Source organism: Actinopolyspora mortivallis DSM 44261 (assembly GCF_000384035.1).
Classification (GTDB): Bacteria; Actinomycetota; Actinomycetes; order Mycobacteriales; family Pseudonocardiaceae; genus Actinopolyspora; species Actinopolyspora mortivallis.
Genome location: NZ_KB913024.1, coordinates 2,877,228 through 2,890,438, shown reverse-complemented (window position 1 = coordinate 2,890,438; position 13,211 = coordinate 2,877,228). Strand labels below are relative to the sequence as shown.

13 protein-coding genes and 1 riboswitch are annotated in these 13,211 nt (G+C 68.8%); of the genes, 10 read left to right on the top strand and 3 right to left on the bottom strand.

The features are described from left to right. Positions 1-124: 124 nt before the first annotated feature. The 7 genes from ACTMO_RS0113665 to ACTMO_RS0113630 all read left to right on the top strand — a co-directional run bounded on the left by ACTMO_RS0113665 (position 125) and on the right by ACTMO_RS0113630 (position 7,374). Positions 125-427, top strand: coding sequence for an urease subunit gamma (locus ACTMO_RS0113665; RefSeq protein ID WP_019855254.1), 303 nt, complete (start codon positions 125-127; stop codon positions 425-427). Between the two features lie 8 nt (positions 428-435). Then, entirely contained in the window at positions 436-786 is a 351-nt protein-coding gene (locus tag ACTMO_RS0113660) for an urease subunit beta (protein ID WP_019855253.1), read from the top strand. Beyond that, positions 783-2,522, top strand: a complete 1,740-nt coding sequence (locus ACTMO_RS0113655) for an urease subunit alpha (protein ID WP_019855252.1) — start codon at positions 783-785, stop codon at positions 2,520-2,522. The genes ACTMO_RS0113660 and ACTMO_RS0113655 overlap by 4 nt, the downstream gene beginning before the upstream one ends. 13 nt (positions 2,523-2,535) lie before the next feature. Continuing rightward, positions 2,536-3,264: an urease accessory protein UreF gene (locus ACTMO_RS0113650; protein ID WP_019855251.1), complete on the top strand. Its 729-nt coding sequence runs from the start codon at positions 2,536-2,538 to the stop codon at positions 3,262-3,264. Further along, entirely contained in the window at positions 3,254-3,988 is a 735-nt protein-coding gene (gene ureG / locus ACTMO_RS0113645) for an urease accessory protein UreG (RefSeq protein WP_019855250.1), read from the top strand. Before ACTMO_RS0113650 ends, ureG begins: the two co-directional genes overlap by 11 nt. Then, the gene (locus ACTMO_RS0113640; RefSeq protein ID WP_026449224.1) at positions 3,988-4,746 is read left to right on the top strand and encodes an urease accessory protein UreD; all 759 of its coding nucleotides are present in this window, start codon (positions 3,988-3,990) and stop codon (positions 4,744-4,746) included. The genes ureG and ACTMO_RS0113640 overlap by 1 nt, the downstream gene beginning before the upstream one ends. A gap of 32 nt (positions 4,747-4,778) precedes the next feature. After that, positions 4,779-4,902, bottom strand: a riboswitch (cobalamin riboswitch). 390 nt (positions 4,903-5,292) lie between these two features. After that, entirely contained in the window at positions 5,293-7,374 is a 2,082-nt protein-coding gene (locus ACTMO_RS0113630) for a putative bifunctional diguanylate cyclase/phosphodiesterase (protein WP_019855247.1), read from the top strand. Positions 7,375-7,497: 123 nt separating this feature from the next. Here the strand turns inward: ACTMO_RS0113630 and ACTMO_RS0113625 are convergent, their stop codons facing one another. Next, a complete protein-coding gene (locus ACTMO_RS0113625) occupies positions 7,498-8,403 on the bottom strand; it encodes an esterase/lipase family protein (RefSeq protein ID WP_019855246.1) in 906 nt (301 codons plus the stop codon). A gap of 597 nt (positions 8,404-9,000) precedes the next feature. On the opposite strand from ACTMO_RS0113625, the gene ACTMO_RS0113620 reads away from it, so the two are divergent. Together ACTMO_RS0113620 and ACTMO_RS21070 are read left to right on the top strand one after the other, a co-directional pair. After that, positions 9,001-10,479: an MFS transporter gene (locus tag ACTMO_RS0113620; protein WP_019855245.1), complete on the top strand. Its 1,479-nt coding sequence runs from the start codon at positions 9,001-9,003 to the stop codon at positions 10,477-10,479. Between the two features lie 73 nt (positions 10,480-10,552). Beyond that, positions 10,553-11,620 carry an alpha/beta hydrolase gene (locus ACTMO_RS21070; protein WP_211212958.1) on the top strand — a complete coding sequence of 356 codons (1,068 nt, stop codon included), beginning with the start codon at positions 10,553-10,555 and terminating at the stop codon, positions 11,618-11,620. A 175-nt stretch (positions 11,621-11,795) separates the two neighbouring features. On the opposite strand, the gene ACTMO_RS0113610 is transcribed toward ACTMO_RS21070, so the two are convergent. Beyond that, entirely contained in the window at positions 11,796-12,008 is a 213-nt protein-coding gene (locus tag ACTMO_RS0113610) for a DUF397 domain-containing protein (RefSeq protein ID WP_033401546.1), read from the bottom strand. Continuing rightward, positions 11,990-12,844: a helix-turn-helix domain-containing protein gene (locus ACTMO_RS0113605; protein ID WP_026449222.1), complete on the bottom strand. Its 855-nt coding sequence runs from the start codon at positions 12,842-12,844 to the stop codon at positions 11,990-11,992. Before ACTMO_RS0113605 ends, ACTMO_RS0113610 begins: the two co-directional genes overlap by 19 nt. A 126-nt stretch (positions 12,845-12,970) precedes the next feature. On the opposite strand from ACTMO_RS0113605, the gene ACTMO_RS22455 reads away from it, so the two are divergent. Continuing rightward, a partial coding sequence (locus tag ACTMO_RS22455; RefSeq protein WP_084792131.1) for an HC3 family zinc finger protein occupies positions 12,971-13,211 on the top strand: 241 nt, incomplete at its 3' end.

The following is a 13,211-nucleotide window of genomic DNA, read 5'->3' as shown; positions in this document are numbered from 1 at the left end:
GCTCACCGGCGACGAAACGGACGCGGAGTGACGATCCGGTCCGAACCGGACGGATTTGTTTCTTTCCGGTGACGTTCGTGTTGTGCGTGCTGCCGAAAAAAGTTCGCGATGCTAAAAACGCGTCATGCACCTCGCACCCCAGGAACGTGACAAGCTGCTCGTCTACGTCGCGGCGCAGCTCGCGCGGAGCAGACTGGAGCGCGGGCTGAGGATGAACCACCCCGAGGCGGTCGCGCTGATCACCGACCACGTGGTCGAGGGGGCCCGGGAGGGACGTAGCGTCTCCGAGCTGATGTCCAGCGCACGTCACGTACTGAGTCGGGAACAGGTCATGGACGGGGTGGCCGAGATGATCGACGACGTGCAGGTGGAGGCCACCTTCCCGGACGGAACGAAGCTCGTCACCGTGCACGCGCCGATCCAGTAGGAGTCCCAGTGCGTCCAGGAGAGATCCTTCCCGGCAGCGAACCGGTTCCCCTGCATCCCGGGCGTGAGCGGATCCGACTGCTCGTGGTCAACGAGGCCGACCGGCCGGTTCAGGTCGGTTCGCACTATCACTTCGCCGCGGCCAACCCGGAGCTGTCGTTCGACAGGACGGCCGCGTGGGGACACCGGCTGGACATTCCCGCCGGAACGGCCGTGCGTTTCGAACCCGGAGTCGAACGCGAGGTGCGGCTGGTTCCGATCGGGGGACGCCGCACCGTGCCGGGCCTGCGTCCCGAGTACTCCGGGGACCTGGACCGCCGTGCCGAACGGGAGACCGTGGGAGAGGAGGAACGGTCGTGAGCGGGGACGAGGCGGAGCCGGAGATCTCCCGGCAACGTTATGTGGAGCTGTTCGGTCCCACCACCGGTGACCGGATACGGCTGGCCGACACCGATCTGCTGGTCGAGGTCACCCGCGACCTCTCCCGGGGAGAGGGAGGCTCGGGGGAGGAGACGGTGTTCGGGGGCGGCAAGGTCGTCCGCGAGTCCATGGGCCAGTCGGTGGCCACCCGGGCGGAGGGAACTCCGGACACGGTCATCACCGGAGCGGTGATCCTGGACCACTGGGGAGTGGTCAAGGCCGACGTGGCCATCCGGGACGGCAGGATCGTCGGCATCGGCAAGTCCGGGAACCCGGACACGGCCGACGGGGTGGATCCGGCGATGGTGATCGGCCCCTCCACCGAGGTGATCTCCGGCAACGGTCGGATCCTCACGGCGGGCGGCATCGACTGCCACGTGCACTTCGTCTGCCCACAGGAGGTCGACACGGCGCTGGCCTCCGGAGTGACCACTCTGGTCGGCGGGGGAACAGGCCCCACCGAGGGTTCCAAGGCCACCACCGTCACCCCCGGGGCCTGGCACCTGGGACGGATGTTGCGCTCCCTGGACGACTCCCCGGTGAACATCCTCCTGTTGGGCAAGGGGAACACGGCGGCCGAGGAGCCGTTGGAGGAGCAGCTGCGGGCCGGGGCGGGCGGACTCAAACTGCACGAGGACTGGGGCGCCACACCGGTGGCCGTGGACACCGCTCTGCGCGTGGCCGAACGCAGCGGCGTGCAGGTGGCCATCCACACCGACACGCTCAACGAGGCCGGATTCCTCGAGTCCACCCTGCGGGCCATCGGCGAGCGCTCCATCAACGCCTACCACGCCGAGGGAGCGGGCGGCGGCCACGCGCCGGACGTGATCCGGGTGGCCGCGCGGTCCAACGTGCTGCCCTCCTCGACGAACCCCACGCGCCCCCACACGGTCAACACCATCGACGAGCACCTGGACATGCTGATGGTGTGCCACCACCTGAACCCCTCGGTGCCCGAGGACCTGGCCTTCGCCGAGAGCCGCATCCGCCCCACCACCATCGCGGCCGAGGACGTGCTGCACGACCTCGGCGCCATCTCGATGATGGGCTCGGACGCCCAGGCGATGGGACGGATCGGTGAGGTCGTGACACGGACCTGGCAGACGGCCCACGCCATGAAGAGGCGACGGGGACCCCTGCCGACGGACACCGACGCCGACAACCTGCGCGCCCGGCGCTACGTGGCCAAGTACACGATCGCCCCGGCCGTGGCGCACGGCATCCAGGGCTCGGTCGGCTCGGTGGAAACGGGCAAGCTCGCCGACCTCGTGCTGTGGGAGCCGAAGTTCTTCGGGGTTCGTCCGCACATGGTGCTCAAGAGCGGTTTCCCCGTCCGGGCGGCGATGGGGGACGCCAACGCCTCCATCCCCACGCCGCAGCCGGTGCTCTCCCGCCCGATGTTCGGGCAGCGGGGAGGCGCCCCGGCGGCGGGGTCGCTGTTCTTCGTCGCGCCCGAGTCCCTGGAGTCCGGGTTGGACGAGCGGCTGGGACTGCGCAGCGGGCTGGTCGGTGTCTCCGACACCCGCGGGGTCACCAAGGCCGACATGCCGCTCAACGAGGCCACTCCCGAGATCGAGGTGGACCCGGACAGCTTCGCGGTGCGCGTCGAGGGCGAACTCGTCGAACCCGAACCGGTGGACGAGGTTCCCCTGGCACAGCGCTACTTCCTGTTCTGAGGCGACGAGTGTGATGACCGAACGACAGCATCCCCCGCCCTCCGGTCCGGCGAGTTCGCTGGCCGTGCTCGCGTTGGCCGACGCGCGCCTTCCGGGAGGCGGCCACGCGCACTCGGGAGGTCTGGAGGAGGCCGTCCACCGTGGCACCGTCACCGGCCCGCACGAGCTGCGGGAGTTCCTGCGCGGACGCCTGCACGGCGCGGGACGGCAGGCCGCCGTGTTCGCCGCCGCCGCTGCCCACGCGGCGGCCCGGAAAGCTCCCCGGCGATGCTGGTCCGAACTGGACACCGAGTACGACGCCCGCGTTCCCTCTCCGGCCCAGCGTGCTGCCTCCCGCTCGCAGGGTCGCGGTACCGCCAGGGCGGGGCGGACGGCGTGGCCCTCCCCGGCGCTGCGCGAGCTGATGAGCGTCACGGACAGTCCCCACCACCCCCTGGTGGTCGGGGTGCTGGTGGGGGCGAGTTCCCTGGCTGGGCCGAAGGACGCGGCGGCGGTGGTGGCCTATCTCTCGCTCAGCGGCCCCGCCTCGGCGGCGGTGCGCCTGCTCGGCCTCGACCCCTTCGCGGCCAACGCGGCGGTGGCGGCCTTCGAGGCGGACACGGAGCGGCTCGCGCGGGCGGCGGCCCGCACGGCGGGACTGCCCGCAGCCGAACTGCCCTCGACGGGGGCTCCCGCGCTGGACCTGCTCGCCCAGGCACACCGGAAACACCACGAGGAGGAGGTACGACTCTTTGCCAGCTGAACACTCCCACGAGCACACCGCCGGTGCCCACCGGCACCCGGTCGACTTCGACCCCACCGCGGCCGGTCCGGACCCGTTCAGCGCGGAACGCCGCGCGGACCGGCCACTGCGGATCGGCATCGGAGGCCCCGTCGGCAGCGGCAAGACCGCGTTGACCGCGGCGCTGTGCCGCACCCTCGGCGCGGAGACGGAACTGGCCGTGGTCACCAACGACATCTACACCACCGAGGACGCGGACTTCCTGCGCCGCGCGGCGGTGCTGGACACCAGCCGGATCGAGGCGGTGCAGACGGGAGCCTGTCCCCACACCGCCATCCGGGACGACATCACCGCCAACCTCGACGCGGTGGAGCGGTTGCAGCGGGCCCACCCCGGCCTGGAACTGGTGCTGGTGGAAAGTGGCGGGGACAACCTCACCGCCGTGTTCAGCCGGGGACTCGCCGACGCGCAGATCTTCGTCGTCGACGTCGCGGGAGGGGACAAGGTTCCCCGCAAGGGCGGCCCCGGGGTGACCACGGCGGACCTGCTCGTGATCAACAAGGTGGACCTGGCCGAGCGGGTCGGGGCCGACATGTCCGTCATGTGCGCGGACGCCCACCGGATGCGCGGGGACCTTCCGGTGATCACCCAGTCGTTGACCGACGACCCGAGTGCCGGGGACACCGCGAACTGGGTGCGCCACCGGCTCGCCGAGTGGAGCCGTTCCGACGAACCGGTGGTGTGATGCGCTCCAGAGCCAGGTTGGTGGTGGAGGCGGACGAGCGGCGTTCGGTGGTGCGCGAGCTGCGTTCCCACGCGCCGCTGACGCTGTTCCCCCGGCGTCGGCGCGAGGAACCCTCCGGGGCGGTCGTGGTGCACCTGGTCGGATCGGCCACCTCCCCGCTGGGAGGCGACGACCTCGAACTGGACGTGCACGTCGGCCCGGGGGCCCGACTGCTGCTGCGTGGCACGGCGGCCACCCTGGCGCTTCCGGGACACCGTCCCGGCGGAAGCCGCGGCTCGGTCCGGATCGAGGTGGCCGACGGCGGCACGGTCGAGTACCTCCCCGAGCCCACGGTGGTGACCTCCCGGGCCGAACACGAGGCCGAACTGGCGGTCCGGATGGGCGAACACGCCAGGCTGTGCTGCCGGGAGGTCCTCGTGCTGGGACGCAGCGGGGAGCGGCCCGGCAGGCTGCGCAGTCGCCTGGAGCTGGAACGCGCCGGAACCGCGTTGTTGCGCAACGGTTTCGACACCGCCGACTCCCGGCTGCGCGACAGCCACGCCTATCTCGGAGGGGCCCGCGTGCTGGCCACCGAGGCCGTGGTCTGGGACCGCGATCCCGCGGAGTGCTCCGGGGACGGGTGGGCGCTGATGCCGCTGGCCGGGGGCGGGGCGCTGAGCACGGTGCTGGCCGGGGACGTGGTCACGGCCGGATCCGCCCTCGCTCGGGCCAGGGAGGCCCACCCCTGTGGGACGGAACTCTCCCCCGTCGCCGGATGAGCCCGGTCTCACGCCCGCGTGAGACCGTTCCACGGTGTCCGGCTGGCGGCCTCCACCAGTTCTCTCCCCGACTCCTCATCCTCGGACAGTGGCGTGTTGGCGGGAAACTCCCCACTCACAGTGGCGGGACCGTGCCGGACTCGCACCGGCTTCCCGGGCGTCGCCGCGTTGTTGGCACGCAAGACGTTCACACCGTCGTGTCTGGGTGTCAAGTCCCCCGTGGACGGAGCGTTCAGGGCCGTTCGGATGTTCCGGCAGCGCAGGACATGATCCGTCCACGCGATACTGTGCGGAAAGTGCTGCTTTTCCCGAGCGACAGCATTTTCTTGGTGAGGAAACGATCTCACACCTTCGGGTGAAATCTCGTCCCGTGAAGCCGTGCGCGTACTGTGATCCTGGCGGACACTCGACGGCAACGGTGCCACACCGGGGAACAGGAGGCGGTGGAACCGGTCGGGGTTCGGAACGTGCGGGACACTGATTCGTAAGGACGGGTCGGCTGACGAGACCACGGGCCGATCGCGACTCGGTAGCCGGAGCGGGTACATGAGCGACGCGGACAACCAAGGCGGGATTCGGATCGACACGGAGGAACTGGTCGGCAAGCTCGGGGCCTCGCTGCGGGAATACGCGGTCTACACCCTCGACCCGGACGGTGTGGTGTCGAGCTGGAACACCGGAGCCGAACACATCACCGGGGCCTCGGCCGCGGAGGTGGTCGGCAACAACATCGCGCTCTTCTACACCGAGGAACAGATCGCGGCCGGGAAACCACGGCAGCTGCTCGACAGGGCGGTTCGGGAGGGCAGCTGCGTCGACGAGGGGTGGAGGGTCCGCAAGGACGGCAGCCGTTTCTGGGCCCACGTGGTCACCACCGCCCTGTGGTCCAGCGAGGGTGAACTACGCGGTTTCGCACGAGTGACCAGGGACGAAACCGATCTGCACTTCCAGCTGGAAAGGTCGCTGCAACAGTTCCGCGACCTGTTCTCCCTGGCTCCCGTGGGAATCGGCGTGTTCGACTCGTCCGGCCACCTGCGTGACTCCAACGTCGCCCTGTGCGAGCTGCTCGGTCACGGCGGGGAGGAGCTGCGCGGCGTCCACGCCGCGGACATGGTCCATCCCAACGTCTCGGACCGGAGGCGACTGCGTGAGCTGTTCCGCGCCGAGACCCCGCCCGAACGGGAGATCGTCCAGGAGTGGCCGCTGGTCCGGGCGGACGGCAGACGACTGGTCTGCGAACTGCACATCAGCCGTTCGGCGGGGCCGGACGGCGAGCCGTTCTGGCTGGTGGCCTTCCAGGACCTCACCGAACGTCAACGGGTCATGGAGGAATGGCGTTACTGGGCCACCCACGACGAGCTGACCGGTCTGCCCAACCGTGCCGCCATCACCCAGCTGCTCGGCAACGCCGACACCGAGCGCCTGGCCATGCTCTACTGCGACATCACCAACTTCCGCCGGATCAACGAGTCGCTGGGACTACAGGCCGGTGACGACCTGCTCGTCGAGATGGCCAAAAGGCTGCGCGGCGACCTGCCGGAGGGCTGGCTGGCGGCGCGGATGGCCGCCGACGAGTACCTGGTGGTCTGCCCGGACGTGGCCGAGGCGGGCGGAGTGGACGAGATGGCCACCCTGGTGACCGACCTGTTCAACCGCCCCGTGTACCTGCGGGGACACCCACCCATCCAGGTCTCGGTCTCGGTGGGCGTGGCCGTGGCCGAGGGGGAGACCAGCCCCGAGGACCTGCTGCGTTCGGCCAGCGCCGCCGTGATGGACGCCAAAAGCGGCGGCAGGGACCGGATCTCGGTGGCCAGCACCGCGCTGATCGACTCGATGGACCGCCAGCTCCAGCTGGAGAGCGAACTGCGGGCGGCGATCGAGTCGGAGGAACTCACCCTGCACTACCAGCCGGTGGTGGACGACACCGGCGTGATCGTCGCCGCCGAGGCCCTGGTGCGCTGGCACCATCCCGAGCGGGGGCTGCTGAGCCCGGGGAGTTTCCTGCCCGTGGCCGCACGGGGGGACATGCTGCGCTCGCTGGACCACTGCGTGCTGCGCTCGGCGATGCGGGACGCGGCGAGCTGGCCGCGCAGGCCGGACGGGGGACGCGTGGTGGTGGCGTTCAACCTGGGTGAGTTCTCCCCGGCCGACCACGACTTCGTGGAGGTGCTGGAGTCGGCCCTGGAGGAGTCCGGCCTCGGATGGTCCGACATCGCCGTCGAACTGGTGGAGACCTCGCTGATCAACCTCCCCACCAAGGGAGCCGAGACCATGAGCGAGCTGACCTCCAAGGGGGCGCGGTTCGCCCTGGACGACTTCGGCACCGGCTACTCCTCGCTGGCGCGGTTGAAGGAGTTCCCCATAGACATCATCAAGATCGACCGGAGCTTCGTCTCCGAGGTCACCACCGGATGTTCGGGGCTTTCCGTCGTCAAGGCCATCGCCGACCTGGCCGAGGCCCTCGGGTGCACCTGCACGGCCGAAGGGGTGGAGACACGCGAGCAGTTCGAGGTGCTGCGTGGGGTGGGCGTGCACACCTACCAGGGGTGGTTGTTCTCCCGTGCCATGTCGTGCGAACGGCTGTGGGAGACGGTGCGGGCGGGCGGAGTGCGTCTGTTCGGGGGATGAGGACTTCCGAAGGCGGCCCACACCTGACGCGTGGGAGACCACCCGGCGACAACCCCGGAAGGTTCGTCTGCCGGGTGGCCCCCGCGCCGTTCCCGATGCGGTCACCGCCGCGCTTCCGTGTTCTCAGCAGGAGGGGGGCTCGGCCCCGGCCGGGTTCAACGCGTTGAACACCAGCTGCTGAGCGGCCGAGTCGTAGGAGATCCCCACGTGCTCGGTCAGCCTGCCGGAGCAGAAGTCCTGCAGGGTCTGGTTGGTCACGTTCGGCGCCTCCTCCAGGAACGAGGAGGTGTAGGGGGTCACCACCTCGTCGAACTTGGTGGCGATGACGGTGTAGTCCACCTCGGGATGGGTCTCACCGCCCGCGTTGAGTTCGGTGATGAACTCGGAGTCCTTCAACTGCTGGGTGCACGCCGCGCACGGCGGGGTCCCCTCGGGCAGGAACGACCCCAACCTGTCCAGTCCCCACAGTGTGGTGCCGTGGTTGGAGGGAACGAGCCCGACCAGCGAGTCCACCCGGTCCGCACCGCCGAGATTCTCGATGTAGTACCGGGGCATCATCCCGCCCTGGGAGTGGCCCACGATGTCCACCTCCTCCGCCCCGGTGGCCCGCAGCACGCGCTCGACGAACCCGTCCAGTTGCCGCGCGGAGCGGGTGATCTCCTTCGTCCCCTTGATCGGGTTGCCCTCGCTGCCCCCGTAGTTCAGGGCGAACACGCAGTAGCCGCGTTCGGCGAGTTCGGGGGAGAGCCCGGCCCAGTTGTCGTAGCGGTTCTCGAACGTTCCGTGCACCAGAACCACGGGATCGGGGTGTTCGGGGCCGGGGGTGCACGAGAAGTCGTTGGCCCCGGCGGGCACCGCCTCCGGGTGCTTCTGCGAGTAGAAGAACGCCGACAGGAAGTCGTCCTGCCGTGGGCCGTTTTCCGGGGCCCCGTCGTCGGCGGCAGCCGTGCCGATTCCGGCCGTCGTGGCCAGCGCGACGGCACCGAGAGTGGCGAGGAGAACCCGCCAGGTGCGCTTTGTTCGATGCATTGTGCTCCTTCGAGGGTGCTGCGGAAGGCGTTTCTGCCGGTGGGAATCCGGTGTTTCGCCCCCGTTCGTCCGTGATTCGTCAGCTTCCACACGAAGTGAGAGCGGATCAAGGATACGAAAGCGTTCCGATGGATTTTCCCCGGTTTTTTCTGCGGATCGTGCGGAAGAAGCTCGCGGGGATGAGCACTGTCGGCGTGCCGTTTGTCATCAGAATGAACGCCGCGTTCTCCGCTCCTCCACAGCTCACCCCTCATACGAAGGGAGGAACACGGATCCCGTGAAGCGGCCTTCCGGCTTGGCACGGCGGTGACACCGGAGCGCGGAGCGGTGAGCGGTCCCCCGGGGAATCTTTGTCAACGAGGTTATGAACTCCCGCAGATGTCCGGGAGATTTCTTGTGGCGACCCCGTGCTTCGAGTATCTTGGCTGCCCCGCCCGTGGAAGGGGAAACGATTCTTTCGAAAAAGAACGGCAGCCGGTGAGAGGACGGAGCGGATCCGATGAGGAAAACGGGGCACTGTTCCGGAGGTGGGTGTCGCGGTCCGTCCCGGACGTTGGGGGCCGGCACGTCCGCGCGCGGAGGAAAACCGGTGGTTCCGTGACCACTCCGCAGAATCCGCCTCGACAGTTCCGCCGGAATCCGCTGGTGATCCTCACCGTCGTCGCCTCGGTCGGTTTCGTCACCGCCCTGGACAACACGGTGGTGGCCGTGATCGCCCCGTCCGTCGGCGAGGACTTCGCGATGGACCTGGGCACACTCCAATGGGTGAGCATCGCCTATATGCTTCCCTACGCCGGGCTGGTGCTGGTGGCCGGAGCGGTGCTGGACCGGCTCGGGGACCGCGCGTTGTTCGCCGGACTCGTGTTGTTCTGTGTCGGAGCCGTCCTCTGCGGACTCTCCTGGAACGCCGTCTCGTTACTGCTCGGACGGATTCTGCAGGGCATCTCGGCGGCCGTCATCGTGCCGGGCACGCTGGGGCTGCTGCGCACCGAACTGCCCGGCGGGTGGAGAGCCACCGCGGCCGCCACATGGACGGCCGCCCTGGCCGCGGCGCTGGCCTCGGGACCGTGGCTGGGTGGGCTCGTGGCGCGTCACGCGCACTGGAGCTGGATCTTCCACGGCAACGTGCTCTTCGTGGCGCCCGCCGTCGCGTTGCTCCTCGCGCGCGGAGTCTCCGGCCGTGGTGGTGGGCGACGTGACCCGGTGCGACTGAGTGCCGCCCTGGCGGTGACCACGGGGCTCACCCTGCTGCTCGCCGCGTTGGTGACCTCCGCCGAGGGAGAGCTCGGTGTGCGGGCCGCCGTGCTGCTGGGAGGAGCCGGCGGGGTGGTGCTGTGCGGTTTCGTCCTGGCGGAACGGCGCAGCACCGCGCCGCTGGTACCGCCTCGGTTGGTGACCGACCGTCTCTTCGCCGGGTCCAACTCGCTGCTGGTGCTGTGGGGGCTCGGCATCAGCGGCGTGGTGTTCTTCACCCCCCTGCTGCACCAGCGCTACCTGGGACTCGCACCGGATTCGGCGGGACTGCCGCTGGTGCTGGTGGCGGTCGGGGTGGTGCTGGCCACCCCCTTCGTCCCCCGCGCCACGCGCGTCTTCGGGGTCGCCGCCGTGGTGGCGTGTGGACTCGCGACCGTCTCGGTGGGGCTGTTCCTGCTGGCCTCGGTCAACCATCTTCTCCAGCTCCCGCCGCGTTTTCCGGCGCTGTTGGTGATCGGGCTCGGTTCGGCGCTGACGGCTCCGCTGACCTCCCACGCACTGGAGGCGAGCGGGGAGTCCGAGGCGGGCGGGGCCTCGGGGGTGCTCACGGCCTCCCGCGAGGTGTCCAGCGCCTTCGGGGTGGCCCTGATCGGTGCGGTGATCAGCGTGGTGTTGGCCCGGGGGATCGACTCCGATCTCGACCGGCCGGAGGCGTTGGCCTCCGGCTACACCCACGGGCTGGTGGTGGCCGCGGTTCTGCAGGGGATCGCGGCGTTGGCCGCGTTGCCGCTGCTGCGTCCGAAGGATCCCGAGCGTGGTGGGAGCTCCGGCGACACCGACCCCGCCCCGGAGGTCTCCGCCGCGCGCGAGGAGGGTGTGTGAACCGCTTGCCGGGCTCGCGGAGGCACACCCCGGGATCGGCGTCGTCACGGGTCGGTTTCGGAGAGGAGTTCTGGTGCGCAGACCGTCGCGTGTGCTCGGTGGTGTTCTCACCGTCCTGTTCCTGGTGCTGTCCGTGCCCTTCTCGGCGGGCGGTGCCTTCGGCTCGGCCGAGGATCCCTGGTCCGGGCACGCCTTTCCCGACTGGTTCCCCCGCGACCCGCTGCCCGGATTCTCCGGCGGCTACGGCGGCAACGTCCCCGCCGACAACGGGGCCCGCATCGCCGAGCGGAGGATACTCGGGCCGCGAACGATGGATCTGGCCATCGACTCGCCTTCGCTGGGGGAACCCGGCATGGTGCGGGTGCTGTTCCCACCGGGCTGGCAACAACAGCCCTGGCGCAGGTGGCCCGTGCTGTACCTGCTGCACGGCTGCTGCGAGGTGGCCGACTACGAGTCCTGGACCAGGTTCACCGACGTCCGGGAGTTCACCGCCGACAAGGAGGTGATCGTGGTGATGCCCAGTGACGGCCCGGCGGGGATGTACAGCGCCTGGCACAACCACGGGATGGTCGACATCCCGGACTGGGAGACCTTCCACCTCACCGAGGTCAGGCAGATCCTGGAACGCAATTTCCGTGCCGGGCAACGGCGGGCCGTGGCCGGGGTGTCCATCGGTGGTTTCGGCGCCATGCACTACGCCTTCCGACATCCGGACATGTTCGACGCGGCGGCCTCCTACAGTGGAATGCTCAACACGATGGGGCCGCTGATCCCGGCGGTGGTGAAGGGGATCCTGATCCGGGAGGGCTACTACGACTGGCGAGCGCTGTGGGGCGACGACCGGCTCGCTCCGCACCTGTGGCGTTCGCACAATCCCTACGACAACGTGGAGAGTCTGCGGGGCACGGATCTCTACGTCTCCAGCGGGAACGGGGTGAGCGGGCCGCTGGACGACGGTCCGGGTTTCGACGTGCTGGAACCCGCCGCGCTACGGACCTCGGAGTCCTTCGTGCGCAAACTGCGGGCACGCGACATCCCGGTGACCACCGACTTCTACGGACGGGGGACGCACAGCTGGCCGTACTGGGAACGTGCGCTGCACCGTTCCTGGCCGTTGTTGAGTCGGGACTTCTACCGCTGAGGAGGGATCGGACAGGGGGCCGTCCGTTCCGAGGGGAGGTTGTTGCGGGCCGGGGTGGGCCGGTTTCAGGCAAAATCGGGCCACCTACCCCGTCCCCTGACGGGGCATGAGACGAGAACGGCGCCCCCGGGGACCACTTCAGAAGTCTCGGGGGCGCCGTGCTGTCGTTACGGGCTCACTCGAAGCGGTTGCTTTTCACCGCGTCGAGGAACGCGGTCCACTGCCGGCGGGTGGTGGTGAAGTACCCGGCCGAGCGGTTCTTGGTGTCGCGTACGGCGGCGCCGTCGCCGACGCGGCCGACCTCGACGCAGTTGGTTTGGTTGCTCGATCGGCTGGATTTGCGCCAGTTGTCAGGGTTCTGCGGTAGCGTCACGCTGTATTCTCCCATCGATTGACCACGGCGGCGATGTGTCCGATTGAGTCCTCCGGGTTCATCGCCGCGCGTGCGAGATGATCTCGTGCTTCGAGGTAGGCTGTCACATCGTCCTTGTCGCGGAGCGTTGCGCTGGACCTGTGGTGTTCCAGGTGCACTACGGGGTCGGCGCGGTCGAATTCCAACAGAACGAACGGGCCCGTGTGTGCCGGGGTCCACCCGGCCGTCGTCGGGATCACACGAATCTTGACGTTGTCGCGCTTGCCCAGCTCGATCAGATGGTGCAGTTGGTCGATGTGGGTCTCACGGTCACCGATTTGCTGGTGGAGAACCGACTCCAGGAGAAACGCCACGTAGTGGGTGGGGTTCCGTCGTCGGGTGATGATGTCCTTGCGTCCCAGCCGCATGGTGACCCATTTGTCGACGTCACCGTTTTCGGTGCCGACGATTGCTCGCACGTAGTCCGAGGTCTGTGTCAGTCCCGGCATGAGTACCGGCGCCACGTCAGTGATCGTGCTCGCGTTGCGTTCGTACTCCAGCAGTGCGGCAAGTTGGTCCTGCTCACCCGTGGATCCCACCGAGACGGAGTTCGCCGGTTCGGCGGCTGCTTCCCGTGCCATCTCGGCCAAGCGATCCCGCTCCGAACTGGACAGACCGAGGACGGCGCACACTGCGGACACCGAGTCGGACGAGGGTACTCGAGATCCGTTTTCCCACCGGACGATCACGGAATGCGACAGGTCCAACCGTTCGGCTAGATCGCGCATCGTCATGTGAGCTTGCGTCCGGGCGTAGCGCAATTCAGAGCCCAACAGGTAGGCACGCGGCGCCGGATTTGTGGTCTCGGCCATGTCACCAAACTCTAACGCGCGTGACCAGAGCAATGAATCACCCAATCAAGCGATTGATCACATGGTGCCGGAACCTAGATTATTTGGTGACAGCACCAAGTTGGTGTTCGGATTGGAGATTACTGAATGCCCCAGATTCCGTTTACGTGGGTGCCCGCTGATAAGGGGCGTCATGTCAGTAAGGATGTGGTGCCTGCCGGGCGGGTGCAGTTTCCCGAAGGTCAGGTGGTGTCCACATTGTGTGGACGGACGGTGGAGGCTTGTGAGGGCGACGTTCCCTGGCTGTGGTGGACGTGTCCGGAGTGTGACACCAGAGCCAGGGAGATCGTGGGGGCTCCGCCGCGTTCGGACGTGGGGAGGCAGGCGT

Coding starts and splice junctions, on each gene's coding strand:
- ACTMO_RS0113665 (WP_019855254.1), top strand. CDS start 125: ATGCACCTCGCACCCCAGGAACGTGACAAGCTGCTCGTCTACGTCGCG.
- ACTMO_RS0113610 (WP_033401546.1), bottom strand. CDS start 12,008: ATGGGAGAATACAGCGTGACGCTACCGCAGAACCCTGACAACTGGCGC.
- ACTMO_RS0113625 (WP_019855246.1), bottom strand. CDS start 8,403: ATGCATCGAACAAAGCGCACCTGGCGGGTTCTCCTCGCCACTCTCGGT.
- ACTMO_RS0113605 (WP_026449222.1), bottom strand. CDS start 12,844: ATGGCCGAGACCACAAATCCGGCGCCGCGTGCCTACCTGTTGGGCTCT.
- ACTMO_RS0113640 (WP_026449224.1), top strand. CDS start 3,988: ATGCGCTCCAGAGCCAGGTTGGTGGTGGAGGCGGACGAGCGGCGTTCG.
- ACTMO_RS0113650 (WP_019855251.1), top strand. CDS start 2,536: ATGACCGAACGACAGCATCCCCCGCCCTCCGGTCCGGCGAGTTCGCTG.
- ACTMO_RS0113630 (WP_019855247.1), top strand. CDS start 5,293: ATGAGCGACGCGGACAACCAAGGCGGGATTCGGATCGACACGGAGGAA.